Annotated in this window: 14 protein-coding genes; 1 reads left to right on the top strand and 13 read right to left on the bottom strand. The window is 59.5% G+C overall.

Annotated elements, in window-relative coordinates:
• Positions 1-120 precede the first annotated feature (120 nt).
• The 9 genes from ileS to CKV94_RS02160 all read right to left on the bottom strand — a co-directional run bounded on the left by ileS (position 121) and on the right by CKV94_RS02160 (position 9,908).
• Positions 121-2,904 carry an isoleucine--tRNA ligase gene (gene ileS / locus CKV94_RS02200; protein ID WP_003822400.1) on the bottom strand — a complete coding sequence of 928 codons (2,784 nt, stop codon included), beginning with the start codon at positions 2,902-2,904 and terminating at the stop codon, positions 121-123.
• Positions 2,905-3,096: 192 nt separating this feature from the next.
• Positions 3,097-3,543: an ExbD/TolR family protein gene (locus tag CKV94_RS02195; protein WP_003822398.1), complete on the bottom strand. Its 447-nt coding sequence runs from the start codon at positions 3,541-3,543 to the stop codon at positions 3,097-3,099.
• A 4-nt stretch (positions 3,544-3,547) separates the two neighbouring features.
• Positions 3,548-4,204: a MotA/TolQ/ExbB proton channel family protein gene (locus CKV94_RS02190; protein ID WP_003822397.1), complete on the bottom strand. Its 657-nt coding sequence runs from the start codon at positions 4,202-4,204 to the stop codon at positions 3,548-3,550.
• Positions 4,205-4,255: 51 nt separating this feature from the next.
• Positions 4,256-5,212: an energy transducer TonB gene (locus CKV94_RS02185; protein WP_003822396.1), complete on the bottom strand. Its 957-nt coding sequence runs from the start codon at positions 5,210-5,212 to the stop codon at positions 4,256-4,258.
• A gap of 187 nt (positions 5,213-5,399) precedes the next feature.
• Positions 5,400-6,068, bottom strand: a complete 669-nt coding sequence (locus tag CKV94_RS02180; RefSeq protein ID WP_003822395.1) for a hypothetical protein — start codon at positions 6,066-6,068, stop codon at positions 5,400-5,402.
• 64 nt (positions 6,069-6,132) lie between these two features.
• Positions 6,133-6,897 (bottom strand): hypothetical protein, encoded by a 765-nt coding sequence (locus tag CKV94_RS02175; protein ID WP_003822394.1) that lies wholly within the window; start codon positions 6,895-6,897, stop codon positions 6,133-6,135.
• A 107-nt stretch (positions 6,898-7,004) separates the two neighbouring features.
• Complete coding sequence (locus tag CKV94_RS02170; protein ID WP_003822392.1) at positions 7,005-7,364, bottom strand: hypothetical protein; 360 nt, start codon at positions 7,362-7,364, stop codon at positions 7,005-7,007.
• 72 nt (positions 7,365-7,436) lie between these two features.
• Positions 7,437-9,602 (bottom strand): heavy metal translocating P-type ATPase, encoded by a 2,166-nt coding sequence (locus CKV94_RS02165; RefSeq protein WP_003822391.1) that lies wholly within the window; start codon positions 9,600-9,602, stop codon positions 7,437-7,439.
• 96 nt (positions 9,603-9,698) lie between these two features.
• Positions 9,699-9,908, bottom strand: coding sequence for a heavy-metal-associated domain-containing protein (locus CKV94_RS02160; RefSeq protein WP_035579988.1), 210 nt, complete (start codon positions 9,906-9,908; stop codon positions 9,699-9,701).
• 146 nt (positions 9,909-10,054) lie between these two features.
• Between CKV94_RS02160 and cueR the strand changes: the two genes are divergently transcribed.
• Positions 10,055-10,447 (top strand): Cu(I)-responsive transcriptional regulator, encoded by a 393-nt coding sequence (gene cueR / locus CKV94_RS02155; protein WP_003742986.1) that lies wholly within the window; start codon positions 10,055-10,057, stop codon positions 10,445-10,447.
• Between the two features lie 56 nt (positions 10,448-10,503).
• Here cueR and CKV94_RS02150 read toward each other — a convergent pair whose 3' ends face one another.
• From CKV94_RS02150 to CKV94_RS02135, 4 genes are read right to left on the bottom strand one after another with little or no spacing between them, the layout of a single operon-like run.
• On the bottom strand, positions 10,504-12,042 hold the full coding sequence (locus tag CKV94_RS02150; RefSeq protein WP_223417328.1) for an efflux transporter outer membrane subunit: 1,539 nt from the start codon (positions 12,040-12,042) through the stop codon (positions 10,504-10,506).
• Between the two features lie 40 nt (positions 12,043-12,082).
• Positions 12,083-13,204 carry an ABC transporter permease gene (locus CKV94_RS02145; protein WP_003822386.1) on the bottom strand — a complete coding sequence of 374 codons (1,122 nt, stop codon included), beginning with the start codon at positions 13,202-13,204 and terminating at the stop codon, positions 12,083-12,085.
• A 1-nt stretch (position 13,205) separates the two neighbouring features.
• Positions 13,206-15,989, bottom strand: coding sequence for a ribosome-associated ATPase/putative transporter RbbA (rbbA, locus tag CKV94_RS02140; protein ID WP_003822385.1), 2,784 nt, complete (start codon positions 15,987-15,989; stop codon positions 13,206-13,208).
• A 9-nt stretch (positions 15,990-15,998) separates the two neighbouring features.
• Entirely contained in the window at positions 15,999-16,982 is a 984-nt protein-coding gene (locus tag CKV94_RS02135; protein WP_035579982.1) for an HlyD family secretion protein, read from the bottom strand.
• Between the last annotated feature and the right edge of the window lie 31 nt (positions 16,983-17,013).

Here is a 17,013-nt window from a genome sequence, read left to right as displayed (position 1 = left end):
ATTATTTCGGCTATATGCGCTTTCAGGCTACCTGAAAAAAGGTGGGCAACGATGCCCACCTTTTTGCTGCGGATAGTTTAATTTCGTTGAAGCTGACGCTTTCAGGTAGCCTCAACCGGCTTAGGCGTAATCCCTCTCTTCACCTTTGCCGTCCACATTCTCTGCGCAGCGGGCGCACAGTGTGGGGTGGGCGGCAACGCTGCCTACGCTGTCCACATAGTGCCAGCAGCGTTCGCATTTGGCCTCGGTGCTGGGGTGGACTTCGGCGGTGAGCGCATCGCCTTTTTGCAGCTCGATTTTGGAAACGAGCATGGCGAAGCGCAGTTCGCTGCCGAGCGCTTTCAGGTAGCCGTATTGCGGTTCGGGCGCGGTGAGGGCGACTTCGGCCTGCAATGAGGAACCAACGGTTTTGTCGGCACGCAGCGGCTCGATGGCGGCGGTAACGGCAGCGCGGGCTTCGCGGATGTGTGTCCATTTTTCCACAAGCGCGGCTTCGCCGGCGGCTGGGATGGGCGGGAAGTCGTGCATGGTGTGATAAAGCACGCTGTCTTCTTCGCCGCCGCCGATGATGTCCCATGCTTCTTCGGCGGTGAAGCAGAGGATGGGCGACATCAGGAGTACAAGGCTGCGGGTGATGTGGTAGAGCGCGGTTTGCGCGCTGCGGCGGGCGTGGCCGTCTTTTTTGGTGGTGTAGAGGCGGTCTTTCAGAATATCCAGATAGAACGCGCCGAGGTCTTCGGAGCAGAACTGTACGATGTCCTGCACGGCGAAGTGGAAGGCGTAGCGCGGGTAGTGGCTACCTGAAACTTTTTCCTGCAACTGGCGCGCCAGCACGAGGGCGTAGCGGTCGATTTCCACCATGTCGGCCTGCGGCACGGCGTCTTCAATCGGGTTAAAGTCTTTGAGGTTGGCAAACAGGAAGCTCAGTGTGTTGCGGATGCGGCGGTAGCTTTCGGTTACGCGTTTGAGGATTTCTTTGGAAATCGCCAATTCGCCGCTGTAGTCGGTGGCGGCCGCCCACAGGCGCAGGATGTCGGCGCCAAATTCGTTATACACCTCCTGCGGGGCAACCACGTTGCCGATGGATTTGGACATTTTGCGCCCGTTCTGGTCGACCACGAAGCCGTGTGTCAGAAGCTGTTTGTAGGGCGCGCGGCCGAGAGTGGCGCAGCCGGTGAGCATGGAGGATTGGAACCAGCCGCGGTGCTGGTCGCTGCCTTCCAAATACAAATCGGCCGGCCAGGCGAGCTCGGGGCGTTGTTTCAGCACGGAGAAGTGGGTGCTGCCTGAATCGAACCACACGTCCATGGTGTCGGGCAGTTTGTTGTATTGTTCGCAGTCTTCGGGCGACAGCAGCTCGGCTTTATCCAGCTCAAACCAGGCGTTGATGCCTTTTTTCTCGATGAGCAGGGCGACTTTTTCCAACAGTGCGGCGGAATCGGGGTGCAGCTCGCCGGTTTCTTTGTGGGCGAAGAAGGTCATCGGCGTGCCCCAGAAACGCTGGCGGCTCACCACCCAATCGGGGCGGCCTTCAATCATGGCTTCCAGCCGCGCGCGTCCCCAGGCGGGGAAGAATTCGGTGTCGTCCACGGCTTTGAGGGCTTTGTCGCGCAGGGTTTTGCCGTCTGTGCCGGCTTTGTCCATGCCGATAAACCATTGGCCGGTGGCACGGTAAATCAGCGGGGTTTTGTGCCGCCAGCAGTGGGCGTAGCTGTGTTCGATTTTGCTGTGGGCGAGCAGGCGGTTGTTTTCTTGCAGCCAGTCGATAATCGGCTGGTTGGCTTCCCACACGGTCATGCCTGCCAAGCGCGGGGTGTCGGCGGCATAGCGGCCTTGCGCATTCACAGGGTTGATGAGCTCGATGCCGTATTTGTTGCAGACGAAATAGTCTTCCAAACCATGCGCGGGGGCGGTGTGCACGAGGCCGGTACCGGCTTCGGTGGTGACGTGGTCGCCGTTTAAAACGGGGATATCGCGTTCGATAAAGGGATGTTCGGCTTGCAGGTTTTCCAAATCCGCGCCGGTGCATTCGGCGAGAACGGGGCTACCTGAAAAGCCGTGGCGCTCCAGTGCGGCTTCGGCCAAATCTTTGGCCAGCACCAGTTTGCCGCGCGGGGTGTCGATGAGTTGATACACGATGTCTGCGCCGGCAGAAATGGCTTGGCTGGCGGGCAGGGTCCACGGGGTGGTGGTCCAAATCACGGCAAAGGCTTCGCCGGAAATTTCAGGTAGCCTGAAAGCTTTGGCCAGCGCGGCGGTGTCTTTAAAGCGATACGCCACATCAATCGCGGGCGATACTTTGTCTTTGTATTCCACTTCGGCCTCGGCCAGCGACGAGCCGCAGTCCAAGCAGAACTGCACGGGCTTGGCGCCGCGATACAGGTAGCCTGCTTTATAAATCTCGCCCAGCGTACGCACCGTGTCGGCTTCGGTTTGGTAGTCCATGGTCAGATAGGGGTCTTCCCAATCGCCAATCACGCCCAAGCGGATAAAGTCTTTTTTCTGACGCAGAATCTGCTCGCCAGCATATTGGCGGCAGAGCTCGCGGAACTTGCTGGGCGGCATTTCCTTGCCGTGCAGTTTTTCCACCATCACTTCAATCGGCAGGCCGTGGCAGTCCCAGCCCGGCACATAGGGCGCGTCGAAGCCCGCCAGCGTTTTGCTGCGGATGATAATGTCTTTCAGGATTTTATTGACCGCATGACCGATGTGGATGTCGCCGTTGGCATAGGGCGGGCCGTCGTGCAGGATGAATTTGGGGCGGCCGGCGGCAATTTTGCGCAGCTTCTGATAACGTTTTTCGTCCTGCCACTGCTTCACCCACGCCGGCTCGCGCTTGGCCAGATTGCCGCGCATGGGGAAGGGGGATTCGTAGAGGTTTACGGTTTTGGCATAGTCGGTCATGTTGGTCTCGGAATGGTTTGATTACGGCCGTGCGGCGGGCGTGTGCAGCTTGCCTGCCGTGCCGGAATAAGTAAAAAACAAGTTGCCGATTTTATAAGGATTTGGCACAAAAGGCTACCTGAAAAAGCCACGCAGCGGAGTTTCTGCGTGGCTAAAGTTTCAGGTAGCCTTTTTATTGGCCTAGGTAGCGGTTTATTGCTGTGGTTGGGTGCGCTCTTTTTCTTCGGTAACGAAGCCAACTTTGCTCAGGCCGGCGTCGCGTACGGCGCTGAGGGCTTTTTCTACGTAGTCGAACTGAGCGTTTTTATCGGCGGCGATGGCAATCACTTGATCGGGATTGGTTTTGGCCAGCTGTTGCAGCTGGCTTTCCAAGGCCTGGAGGGTAATCGGTTCGCCTTCGGCCAAGTGATAGCTGCCGTCGGCAGAAATGGAAATGCGCAGCGGGTCTTTGGGCTGGGCGGCGTTTTCCGCCACCTGCTTGGCCGAAGCGGTGGGCAGTTCCAGCGGGATGGAGTGGGTCATCACCGGCATAGTAATCATGAATACAATCAGCAGCACGAGCATCACGTCTACCAGCGGGGTAACGTTGATGTCGGCCATGGGCGAATCGTCGCCGCCGTTCATCGAACCGAAGGCCATACTCTTACTCCTTATTGTTCATAATCTTAACGTGCAAATCGTAGGCGTAGGCATCCATATCCTGCACCACTTGCTTATTGCCGAACACGATGAAGTTGTAGGCCAGCACGGCGGGGATGGCGGCAAACAGGCCGACGGCGGTGGCCACCAGTGCTTCGCCGATGGGGCCGGCCACGGTGGCGATGTTTACCTGGCCTTGCTGGCTGATATTTTCCAGCGCGTGGTAAATGCCCCACACCGTGCCGAACAGACCGATAAACGGGGCGGTGGCGCCTACGGAGGCGAGGATGGTTAGGCCGCCGTTGAGGCCGCGTTTGGCAATGTCCATTTTATGGCGGATGTGTTGCACCAGATAGTCGCCCAAGGGAATGCTGGTGAGCTGGCTGGCGGGGTTGGCGCGGTATTGGCGCGCGGCCTGAATGGCAGCTTCGGTGAGGTCGGCCAGCGGGGAGGGGTGGGCTTTGGCCAGGCGCAGCATATCATCGAGCGAGGCTACGGTGGCTACAGACTCAATCGTGCCCCGATTGGCGTGGCGCACTTGGTGCAGGCGGAAGCTGCGCATGATGATGATCCACCAGGTGAGGACGCTCATCAGCAACAGCAGCAGAAATACGGTAATCAATACAATGTCGCCTTGGGCGAAAACGTGTCCTAGATTCATGATATTCCTAATATAAGGTAATGAGATTGGGTAATTAGTTTAGTTGGGTTTTTAAGGGGCTTTAAAACGCAAGGTAAAAGTATAGCTCTGGCGCACCGGCTGGCCGTTGCGTTTGGCCGGAACGAAGGTATAGCTCTGGCGCACGGTGTCGGCTGCTGATCTGCCGAACAGCGGATGGGAGGCGGAAACGATTTCCACGCTGGAAGGCTTGCCGTTGGCTTCCACCATCACGCGCAGTTTTACCGTGCCGCTGATGCCTTCTTCTTCCAGTTGCTTCGGATAGGGCGGTTTCGGGTTATTCAGGTAGCCGCCAAGGTGGGTGGGCGCGCTGTCGCCGCCACCTCCTTGGCCGGTACCGGAACCATTACCCGTACCACGCCCGCTGCCGTGGCCGCCGCCTTCGCCGGAGCCGGAACCGGGGCCGCGTCCGCTGCCTTCGCCGGAGCCGACACCGGTGCCTTTGCCGCCACCGCTGCCACCACCTTCTCCGGCGGAAGGCGTACCTTTGCCGCCACCGCCACCGCCTGCGTTGGCGCTATGGCCTGCACCGGGGTTGGCAGGGGCAATAGACCGCTCAGGCTGCGCCTGCGGCTGGGGTTCGGGGCGGGGTTGCGCTTGAGGCTGCGGTTTGGGCTCGGGTTTCGGCTCGGCAGGTTTGGGCTGAACGATATCGGCGGGTTTGTCTTGCCGTTCCACCGGTTTGATTTGCGCGCGCTGTTCCGGCACGGGCTTGGCCGGCTGCGGTTTGGGCTGTTCAGGTTTGGGCGCTTCGGGCGGGGTTTGCTCCGGCGGCCCGGCAGGTGGCTCGTCTTCGGATATGGTGTCGCCACCCGTACCGCCGCCCCCGCCCCCGCCGCCAATCTCGCCGAGATCAACAAAGCTCAGCCCGGGCGGTTCGGGCGGCAGTTGCGGCGGCTTAATCGAGATCAACAGCCAATACAGCAGGGCATGGGCAGCGATCACGAATAAGAGCGCAATCGGGGATAAAAGACGGTTTTCGTTTTGCATGATAGGGCGGCATATTAGTGCGAACCATTTTTGTTTGCAAGTGGTTTTTATTTGCTTGCTGAAAGTGGCAGGTACTTCAGGCGAAAGAATGCTTGGCCGGAATGATGTGAGAGGGTGGGGAATTTAAATGCTAGATTTAAGGCTACCTGAAAATGAAGAACGGTTTTCAGGTAGCCTCATTGTTGGTTTAACTGTGCGGCACGAATAGTTGGCCGTTGAAGCGGTATTTGAGGCGGCGGTTGGTGGGGGTGTGGGTATGGCTGCTGATTTGCGGCTGGCTGATGGTGTGGCTGCCGGGCTCATAGAAGAAGTAGTTGTTGGTGTGTTGGCCGCTGTAGGCGATGTTGAGGTGGTGGGTGGGGTCGGCGGCGGGGGCGGTTTGGATGATGGGCAGGGCTTGGAGCTGCTCTGCGGCGAAGTGGAGGAGGACGAGGGATTTTTCGGTGTGGTCGCCATTGGTCTGCTCGGTGAACAGGAGGTAGGCGTGGCCGTAGCCGTTGAGGCGGAGGGTGTGCAGGCGTTCGATGTGGCCGGGCAGGGTTTGCACGCTGGTGTGGCCGCTTGGGCTGCGGGCTTGGAGCAGGCTGGTGTGGCTGTGCGGCGGGGTGAGACTGCGCACGCGGCCGTCGGCGCTGCTGTGGATAATCAGGCCTGCAGCGCGGGTTTGGCTGAAACGGCAGGCCCAGGATTCGGCGGTTTTCAGGTAGCCTTCTAGCTGCTCGGCGAAGAGGCTGGCTGGTTGGCTGCCGTTGTGTTGCAGGGCGGCAGCGAGGGCGGCATCGGTTTTGGCGGCATGGCGGGCATGCAGCGGGGTAGCGAAGAGGGTTTGCAGGGCGATGAGGGCGTGGCGGAGCATGGCGGTGGGTTTCAGGTAGCCTTTGGGGCTACCTGAAAAGTGTTGGGCGGTATGGTTGGCGGTTTCAATTTAAACGGACAAATTGCTCACCGTTGAAGCGGTAGCGGATGCGGCGGTTGCTGACTTGTGCTGCACCATATGCTGCATCAGGGTGGTTGGCATCTGCTTTCGGCACCAGCGGGAAGCTGATGGTTTTGCTGCGGGCGTCGTAGGCAAAATCTTCATTTCTACCGCTATGGCTGGCGCTGTATTCATAGGAGAGCGTGTTGGTGGCTTTGCTGGTGCGGATAATGTTGAGCGGGCGCAGGCCGTCGTTGCTGATCTGCCAAACCGACAGGCTCTGCCCGTAGAGGGTGTTGCTGTATTTGCCTATGCTGGTGACGAAATAGGCAGTGCCGTGTTGGCCGAGTGTGTCGGAGTAGATGCCGGTTAGGATGCCTTCGCCTTTTTGGGTGGCGCTGCGGCCGGATGGGGTGCGGTATTGGAGTAGGTTGTGGTATTCACGCAGGGTGCCACCGCTTTGGGCATCCCAGCTGAAACTGCGTAGGCGGCCATTGGGCGCTGTGTGGATGATGATGCCGGCTCTGGTGGTTCTGGGGAAACGGCATGCCCAGGAATCGGACTGTTGCAGATAGGTGGAAAGGGTTTGGTGAAAACGGGTTTCGGCGGTTTCGCGCTGATTTTCGTTGGCTGAGCCTGCATAGCTGTGGCTGCCGCCTTCTTTCATCTGCGTGTAGGCTTGCGCCAGCGCAGCATCGGCTTGGGCGCAGGTTTGAGCGTAAACCGGGGAGGCAATGGTGGTGGCGGTGAGGATGAGGAGTTTCCACATGGCTGATGTCCTTTAGGTGGGGCGGGATGTTATTTTGCTGGCATATGCGGCGGTTTTCAAGGCAGGCTACCTGAAAATGGATGTTTGCCCATCAGCCGGTTTGATGTTTACAGGATGCCGCCTTCCCGATTGTATTCAATCATGTCGTTTACCGCTTGAGCAAGCCATGCCCAGCAATCGGGGAATTCTTGACGCTGCTCCCAGCCGGGGAGGGCAAAGTCGTGGATTAGTTGGACTTTGCCGCCTTTGCCGATTTCGAAGCAGGCAGTGTCATCGCAATCGCTGCGTTTGGCGAAGGGAATCAGTTTTCTATTGGGATAGCGCGTTTGCAAGCCTCGGTATAGTTCGGCTGCCCAATGACTATCGAGCAGATGCCAAATATCGAAATCGACTAAATTCAGTTCGACAATTTTTTGAAATGATTCAGGGTATTCAAAGTGGGGAATATCGAGTGTATAACTTTTCATCGGTTGATTCCTAGTTTGAGGCTACCTGAAAAATGAAATTGGGCGTATGCGTTTCAGACGACCTTTCCCATATTACTCAATCTTCACCCGTTTCAACCTTAACGCATTGCCCAACACCGACACCGAACTTGCCGCCATGGCCGCGCCTGCGATGACGGGATTTAAGAAGCCGAGTGCGGCGAGCGGGATGCCCAAGATATTGTAGAAGAAGGCGAAAAATAGGTTTTGCTTGATGTTTTTCAAAGTCGCCTGCGACACCAGCAGGGCATCGGCGAGCTGGTTGACCGAATGCTGCATCAGTGTGGCAGATGCGGTGTGTTCGGCAACGTCCGCGCCGCCTTTCATGGCGAAGCTGACGTTAGCGGCGGCGAGCGCAGGCGCGTCGTTGATGCCGTCGCCGACCATTGCCACGGTTTTGCCGGCGGCTTTGAGTTTTTGCACTTCGGCGGCCTTGTCGCGCGGACTCATGTTGCCGAAGGCGTGTGCGATGCCCAGTTGTTTGGCGACGTATTCGACCGTGCCTTGGTTGTCGCCGCTCATAATGTAAACGTCAATGCCGTGTTTTTTCAGACGGTCTATGGCTTCGGCGGTGTCGGTTTTCAACGCGTCGGCGAGTGCGAATGCACCGATGGGTTTGCCGTTGGCGGAAACGGCGACGATGCTTGCGATGTGCCAGACGTCGTCTGAAAGGTTTTCAGGTAGCCTTAATTCGGCAAAATCAAGTTTGCCCGCTTTCACCAAGCCCACTCCTTCGACTTCGGCGGTAATGCCTGCGCCGACAACGGTTTGCGCGTTTTGTGCAGTGGGGATTTCCAAACCGCGCGCTTGGGCGGCGGAGACAATAGCGTGGGCGAGTGGGTGGGCGGCGTTTTGTTCAACGGCGGCGGCGATGCGGTACAAAGCGTCTTCGTCAAAGCCGCTGTCGGGAACGCAATAAACGGCGGCAACCTGCGGCCTGCCTTCGGTCAGCGTGCCGGTTTTGTCCAACACGACGGCATCGACGTGGGCGGCTTCTTCCATCGCCGCTGCGTCTTTAAACCAAATACCGTGTTTCACCGCTTTGCCCATGCCGACCATAATCGCGGCGGGCGTCGCCAGACCGAGCGCGCACGGACAGGCAATCACCAAAACGGCAACGGCGTGCATCAGCGCAATCGTCCAATCGCCTTTCACCAGCCAAGTGGCGATAAAGGTCAAAAGCGCGATGCCCACGACGGCAGGCACGAACACCGCCGCCGCCTTGTCCGCCACACGCGCAATCGGCGCCTTGCTGCCCTGCGCTTCAGATAGCGCGTTCATCATGTCGCCGAGCAGGGTTTGGCTGCCGAGCTGCGTGGCGCGGTACACCACGCTGCCTTCAGTCATCAGCGCGCCCGCCAACACTTTGCCGCCCGCCTTTTTCTCTTCGGGGTTGGATTCACCGGTGAGGTGGCTCTCGTCCGCCCAGCCGCTGCCGCTTTCGATAATGCCGTCGGCGGCAATGCGTTCGCCGTGATTGGCGCGGATCAGGTCGCCGATTTGCACTTTGTCGATGGGCAGTTGTTCCCATTCGCCATCGCGTTGTACGTTGACTTGGGTCGGCGTGAGTTTCAGCAGCAAACCCAAGCTGTTCAGGCTGGATTTTTTGGTGCGGTGTTCCAAAAACTTACCCAGCGACACAAACCCAATCACCATCACGCCCGCTTCAAAATACACATGCGCCATGCCGTGCGCCGCGTGCGGGCTGAAAAACAGCATATAGACGGAATACAGGTAAATCGACACCGTGCCGATGGTAACGAGCACGTCCATATTCGCCAGCCCGCCTTTAATACTCGCCCAGGCGCTTTTGTAAAACGGCACCGCCAGCCAAAGCTGCACCACGCTTGCCAGCACGAATTGCCACAACGGCGGAATCATCCAATCGTGTCTGCCAATCATCATCCCCGCCATGCCGATAAGGAATGGGACGTTGATGGCGAACAGCAGCCACAGCCGCCAGCCGATATGCGCGGTTTCTTCGGGTTGCGGCAGCGCGTCTTCTATTTTTTCTTTTGCACCGTAACCGGTTTTCTCGATGATTTTGGCGATGTCGGCGGCGGAGGTTTGGCTGTCGTCAAACACCACCTGCGCCTCCTCGCTGGCGAAGTTCACCCCCGCCGATTCGACAAAGTTTTTTTTGTTCAACACTTTTTCAATGCGCGAAGCGCATGCCTGACAGGTCATGCCTTCGATTTGGAAACGGACTTTTTGTTGCATGTTCTTCCCTTGGCTGGTGTGAGGCCACCTGAAAAAAGCGGAGCGGGGTTTTCAGGTAGCCTTTGGGGTGTTGCAGTCAATTCGTTGCGATTCGGTTTACAAAGCCGCATCAAAACCGCCGTCTTCCACCGCCTCTATCAGCGCGGCGGGGCTAGTGAGGGCGGGGTCGAATTCAATCACGGCGTTTTTTTGTTCCAGGCTCACTTCGGCCTTGGTCACGCCGTTTACGCCTTCGAGAATGCGGGTAACGCTTTTCACGCAGCCGCCGCAGGTCATGCCTTCAATGTTTAATGTGATGGTTTGCATAGGGTTTCCTTTCTGTTGGAATGAGGCTGAAATTTTAAAGCCCATTGCCGCTAAAACTTTCAGGTAGCCTGAAATGATGGTCTGCTCTTGCTTTCCCGTTAAGTGCCGCCACTATAAAGCTTCACCCGAAGTAAAGGTCAAGCATCATGATGAACATCAGCCAGGCCGCAGCCGAAAGCGGCCTTTCCGCCAAACAAATCCGCGACTACGAAAAGCACGGCCTAATCGCCCCGGCCGCGCGTAGCGAAGCGGGCTACCGTCGCTACGGCCAGGCCGACCTTGCCCGGCTGCGCTTTATCCGCCATGCGCGGGAAGTGGGCTTTTCGCTGCCGCAGATCGGGCAGCTTTTGAGCCTGCAACACAATCCGCAGCGCACCAGCCGCGAAGTGAAAACGCTCACCGCGCGGCACATTGCCGAGCTGGAAGCTAAAATCGAACGCCTGCAGGGCATGGTGGCCGAGCTGCAACGCTGGCACGACGCCTGCGCGGGAGACGATTGTCCGGATTGCGCGATTTTGGCCGGGCTGGAGGAGCGCTAGGCGGCATTGGCGGAATGAAAACAGGCTACCTGAAAAGTTTCAGGTAGCCTGTTTTACTATTTAGCTGCCGTTTCGGCTGCTTCGGGCTGGTTGCCTTCTTCCTGCCAGCCGCTGCCGATGGCTTTGTAGAGGTTGAGCAGGTTGAGGCCGGAGGCGAGTTGGTTGTCGAGCAGGTTTTGGCTGAAGCCGTGGGCGTTGAGCTGGGATTGCAGGGCGGTGTCGAGGGTTTTGCGGCCGTAGCGGAAGAGTTGGCGGTCGTTGCGTACTTGCTGCTTCGCGGTGCGTTCGGCCTGCTGCAATTCCTGCTGCTGGGCGTTGAGGGCGTGTTGGGCCTGGTAGGCGTTGTCTACGTCGGCGAGGGCTTGCAGCAGGGTTTGGTCGTATTGCAGCAGGGCGGTTTGCAGGCGGGCGTCGGCGGCTTGGATGTTGGCGTGGATGCGGCCGGCGGTGAAGAGGGGGAGTTGTACGCCGATGCTGAAAAGGCCGCCGTTGCCGCTGCGGGCGCGGTTGAAGGGGGCGAGGTCGCTGTTGAGCTCGATGCGGCCGGTTTGCCAGAGGAATTGGATGTCGAAGCGGGGAAGGAGGTCGGATTTGGCGCTGGCGAGCTGGGCGCTGCGGGCTTGGATTTCGGCGGCACGGGCGCGCAGGTCGGGGCGTTGGTTGAGGAGGCTGCTGGGCCGGATGCCTTGCGGCGGGCTGGGCAGGTGTTGCAGCAGGGCGGCTTGGCGCATGGCGTCGCTGTCGAGGCGGAAGGTTTGCGGGGTTTGGCCGATGAGCACGGCGATGCTGCGCTGTTGGGCGTCGAATTGGGCTTGGAGGGTGCTTTGGCGGGCTTGCAGGGCTTGGATTTGGGCGGTAATGGCGGTGGTGTCGTGGGCGGTGGCGTGGCCGGCGTTGAAGCGGCCGGCGGCGTAGCGTGCCAGTTCGTGCAGGGTGGCGAGCTGTTGGGAAACGAGGGTTTGCTGCTGCTGGATGTGGGCGGCGCGCAGGTAGTGTTCGGCGATTTGGGCGGAGACGAGCAGGCGGCTGCCGTGGAGTTGCTCTTGGCTGCCGAGGGCGGCGGCGCGGGCGGCATCGGCATCACTGCGTTTTTGGCCGAAGATGTCGGGCTCCCAGGCGGCGCGGAAGCTGGCGGAGGTGAGGTTGCCGCCGTTGCCGAGGTAGGGGTCGCGGCGGTGGTTGCGGTAGCCTTTGGCATCGGCGGCTAGGCCGGCGCTGGGGAGGAGGTCGGCTTCGGCCAGGCGGGAGGTGGCGCGGGCTTCTTCAAGCCGGCTGCGGGCAATGGCGATGCTGTGGTTGTATTGCAGGCCTTGTTCGATGAGATGGCCAAGCTGGGGGTCGGGCCATTGCTGCCACCAGCGGGCTAAATTGGGGGCGGAATCGGCCTGGCCGGTGTGTTGGAAATTTTCAGGTAGCGTGATGTTGGATTGGCGGTCGATTTGGGTGGTGGTGCAGGCGGTGAGGAGGAGGGCTAGAGCAATCGGGAGGAGTTTGGAGGTAGGCATGGTGGGTTTCCTTGGTGTGGGGCTACCTGAAACCTGAAACAGGATGTGCAAGCTTTCAGGTAGCCTTTGGGGTTGGGGTTTATCGGGCATGAATGCCTGATTTGTGTATTTTCAGGTAGCCTTGCTCCCGCTAATTCTGCTGCGCCAGCATCCGGCGGAAGCGGATTACGGCGATGGCGGTGAAGAGGATGCCGGATACGGCGGTGATGGCTACGCGGTGGCGGATTACGCTCCAGCCGGCGCCCCGGAAAATGATGTCTTTGGAGAGGGCGGTGAATTGGGTCATGGGCGAGAGTTCGGAAAGGCTGCGCAGCCAGGGCGGCAGGTTTTCGATGGGCGAGGTGCTGCCGGAGAGCAGGAATACGGCGATATACACGATGATGCACAGCAGGCTGAACTGCGGCATGGTGGGCGCCTGGGTGGCGAGCAGCACGCCGAGCCCGGCCATGGCAAACAGATACACGGCCTCGCAGAACACGAACAGCGCCAACGAGCCGTTAATCGGCACGCCCACGGCGCGGTGTACCACCAAGAGCAGCGAGAGCAGGGAGGAAACCAGGATAATCAGGCCGTTGGCCAGGATTTTGGCCATCACGATTTCGTTCGCATCCACCGGCATCACCAACAAATGCTCAATCGTGCCGTGTTCGCGCTCGCGGATCACGGCCGCGCCCACCAGCAGGATGGTGAGCAGGGTGGCGTTGCCCACCAGTTGGTTGAGCGGCATAAACCATTCGCTGCGCAGGTTTTCGTTGAACAGCACGTTCACCACCGGCTCGAAGGGCGCGGCGTTACCGTGCCGCCCCAGATAGGCCGCCGTTTCGCGGTTTACGATTTGGCCGATGTACACCGAGCCCACGCCGGCCTGCGACATGGCGGTGGCGTCCACCAATAATTGCAGCTCGGGGCGTTTGCCGGCCAGGAGGTCGGCGGTGTAGTTGGGCGGGATAACCAGCACGAAGCTGTATTCGCCCAAATCCATGGCGCGGTCGATGCGGCTGCCGTCAATGTCGTCTACCTGTTTGAACTGCGGGGCGATCATGGCATCGCGGATGCGGTAGGTGAGCGCGCTGCGGTCTTGGTCGTAGACGGCCAGCGCGGCGTTTTTCACTTCGGTGGTTACGTTTTGCGACACGGAATACACGGAAAAGCTGAACATAAACACCAACAGCGCAAACAGCGCGTAATCGGTGAAGAAGCTGCGGATTTCCTTGCCGCCCAGATACCAAACGTTGCTTATCCATTGGCGCATATCATTTCTCCTGCTTTTTCAAAAGCAGCCCGGCAGCGAGCCAATAGGCGGCGAAAAACAGCAACAGCGTGCCGCACAGCGTGTCCACATCGCGCCAGCCCAGGCCTTTGGTGATAACGCCCAGGCTGATGGTTTGAAACCAGCTGGTGGGGCTGAAGATGCCGATCCACTTGCCGGCGCCGCTCAAGGTGGATGCCGGATAAATCATGCCGGAGAAATCCAGCGCCGGAATCATAGCCAGAATCGCTGCCGCGAAAATGGCCGCCACCTGCGTGCGCACGAAGGTGGACACCAACAGCCCGAAGCCGGTGGAGGCAAACACGAAACACAGCACGCCGGCCGTGAGCGCGATAAACGAGCCTTTCAGCGGCACGCCCAGCCCGAACACCACCACGCCGAGCAACACCAGATAACTTAAGAACGAGAGCAGCACATAGGGCAGCTGCTTGCCGAAAAGATATTGAAAAGAGGAAGCGGGCGAACTGTAGAGGTTCATGATGGAGCCGATTTCTTTTTCGCGCACCACGGATAGGGCGGTTAGCATGGCGGGAATCATCATCAGCGAAAGCATTAAAAAGCCCGGCGTGAGTGCGTTGATGCTTTTAAAGGTGGGGTTGTAGATGAAGCGGGTTTGCAGGCCGCCGCCGGTGTTGATGCGGATGCCTCGTTCGCGGTAGAGCTCGGCCATATAGCGGTTGAGGATGCCTTGGGCATAGCCGTGGAGGTTTTCGCCCACAAACGGCCACGAGCCGTCGAAATAGAAAGCCAGCTGCGGGCGGCGGCCGAGAGTGAGGTCTTTGCCGAAGCCGGGCGGGATTTCAATCACCATACGCGCGCTGCCGTCGGTGAGCACGGCGTTGATGTCGTTACGGGTGGCGAGGCTGGCCCGTTGGCGGAAGTAGGACGAGCCGTCGAACTCCTGCGTTAGCTCGCGGCTGTAGTGGCTTTGGTCTTGGTCGAGCACGGCGAAATCCATTTCGTTTACGTCAAACGACACGCCGAGGCTACCTGAAATCAGATACACCAAGGGGCCCAGCAGGGCAAACATCAGGCGGATGCGGTCGCGCAGCAGCTCTTTGCCTTCGCGTCGGGCGAAGGTGAATACGGTGGAAATCCAATAGAGCAGGCCGGAAGGGGCGGCATGGTTTTCAGGTAGCCTTTGCGTTTCAGGTAGCCTGTCTTGGGCAGATTCTGTAACAGAGTTTTTGCTTTGTGAAAGCTCGCTTTGGGCGCTTTCAGGTAGCCTTTCTGCCGCTTCGGCGGCTTCGTCTTGCTCCAAATAGCGGATAAACGATTCTTCCAGTGTATCGGCGTGTTGGCGGCGGCGCAGTTCTTCCGGTTCGCCCACGGCCAGAACGCGGCCGCGGTGCATCAGCGAGATGCGGTCGCAGCGGGCGGCTTCGTTCATGAAGTGGGTGGAGACGAAAATGGTTACGCGCTCTTCCCGCGCCATGCGGAACAGGTATTGCCAAAACATATCGCGCGCGGCAGGGTCGACGCCGGAGGTGGGCTCGTCCAAAATCAACACCTGCGGGCGGTGCAGGCAGGCGGCGGCCAGCTGCAGGCGCTGGCGCACGCCCAAGGGCAGGGCGGCGGGGGTGGCGTCGGCCAAATCGGCTAGCTCGAATTGCTGCAACACGGCTTCGATGGCGGCGTTGCTCTTTTCGCCCAGCCGGTACAGCCTTGCGTGTAGCACCAGGTTTTGCCGCACACTCAATTCTTCATACAGCGAAAATGCCTGCGACATATAGCCCACGCGCTGGCGCACGGCGGTGCTGCCGGCATCGATTGGTTCGCCCAAGAGCGTGGCCTCGCCTTCGCTGGCATCTAAGAGGCCGGTGAGCATTTTCATGGTGGTGCTTTTGCCGCAGCCGTTGGAGCCGAGGAAGCCGAAAATTTCGCCTTGGCGGATGCGGAAGCTGACTTTGTTTACCGCGATGAAATCACCGAAGCGTTTGCTCAGGTTGTGCGCCTCCATCGCGGGCGGTAGGGAATCGTCGGGGATAAAGAGTGGCAGTTGGGAATCGTCCCAATGGGTTTGCTTGCTTTCAGGTAGCATCCGGATATAGGCCTGCTCCAGCGTGGCACAGCCGCTTTGCGCGAGGATTTTCTGCGTGCGGCCGTGAGCGAGGATTTGGCCGTCGTCCATAGCTAGGAGATAGTCGAACTGTTCGGCTTCGTCGATGTAGGCGGTGGCCACCAGCACGGTCATGCCGGGATTTTCGGCGCGCAGCTCGCGCACCAATGTCCAGAATTGGCGGCGGGAAAGCGGATCGACGCCGGTGGTGGGTTCGTCCAGAATCAGCAGGTCGGGGTTGTGCACCAGGGCGCAGCACAGGCTGAGTTTCTGCTTCATGCCGCCGGAGAGCTTGCCGGCGGCGCGGTCGGCAAAAGGCGCCAGGCCGGTGGACTGCATCAACCGCTCGATGTGTTGTTTGCGCTGGTGTTTGTTCAGGCCGAACAGGCGGGCGTGGAAATCGATGTTTTCATACACGGAAAGCGTGGGGTAGAGGTTTTTGCCCAAGCCCTGCGGCATAAAGGCGATGCGTGGCAACAGCGCTTCGCGTTCGGCCTTGTGCGCCACATTGTGCCCGAGCACGCGCACTTCACCGCTTTGGAGCGTGCGCACGCCGGCAATCAGCGACAGCAGGGTGGATTTGCCCACGCCGTCGGGGCCGATCAAGCCGACGGTGGCGCCGCGCCCGATGGCGATCGACACGCCGCGCAAGGCCTGCACTTTGCCGTAGGCGTGCGAGAGTTGGCTGATTTCGATGGCGTTCGGCATAGCTGCATCCTACTGCGGCAGGCGGGTTTGCAAATCGGCCGGCCAGGCGAGCTTGGAGTCGGTGCGCACAAAGCCGGTGGCCGTCATGCCGCCTTTCAGGTAGCCTTGGTATTTGGCCACCACGTCGGCAGGAATCTGCAATTTCACCCGAAACATCAGCTTGGTGCGCTCTTCGGCGGTTTCCACAAATTTGGGCGTGAACTGCGCCTCTGAGGCAATATAGGTAACTTTGGCGGGGAACACCGCGTCCAAGCCGTCCATCTTAATCCGCGCCTCGCTGCCCAGCGGGATTTGGTTTACCGTGGGCGCGGGCAGGAACAGGCTGATGCTTGCGTCGTTCAGGTTTAACAGGCTTACCACCTTGCCGCCGGCCGGCAGCACGTTGCCCGGCTCGGCTAGCCGGTATTCCACCCGCCCGGCCTGTGGCGCGCGTACCGACAAATCGCCGATAACGGAAGACACCTGCGCCATTTTAGCCCGCGCCTGCCCCACGCCGGCCTGTGCCTCATTGCGCGCTGCTTCTGCCGCCTGCACCGCCGCCCGTGCTGCATCGCGCTGTGCCAAGCGGGTGTTGAGTTCGGTCTGCGAAATTAAATTATCGCGGAACAGCTGGCGGGCGTTGTCTGCCTCCATCTGCGCGGTTCGCAGCTGCTGGCGTTGCGCCTCGATTTGCGCTTGTGCGCGACGCACTGTCTGCTCCAGCTGCGCCTTGCCCGCCTGTGCTTCGGAAAGCTGTGCTTCGGCGGTTTGCGAAGAAATCCGCGCCAACACCGTGCCCGCTTCCACAAACTGTCCTTCGCTCACCGTTATTTCTTCCACCCGCCCGGCATACAGGCTGGCCACATCCATGCGGGCAAACTCCAGCCGCCCGTTGGCATGCGCGATGCCCGCCAACGGATCGGGCGCGGCATATTGGCGGAATGCAAAAAAGCCGATGCCGACAAGTGCAGCAAGCGGCAGCAGGAAAAGCAGAGATTTGGGTAGGCGTTTCATCAAGAATACCTCGGCAATAAGAATGATTTGA

Origin of the sequence: Eikenella corrodens, from assembly GCF_900187105.1 — a bacterium.
Taxonomy (GTDB): domain Bacteria; phylum Pseudomonadota; class Gammaproteobacteria; order Burkholderiales; family Neisseriaceae; genus Eikenella; species Eikenella corrodens.
Note: the sequence above shows the minus strand (reverse complement) of the source record. Positions and strands in the feature narration are given on the sequence as shown.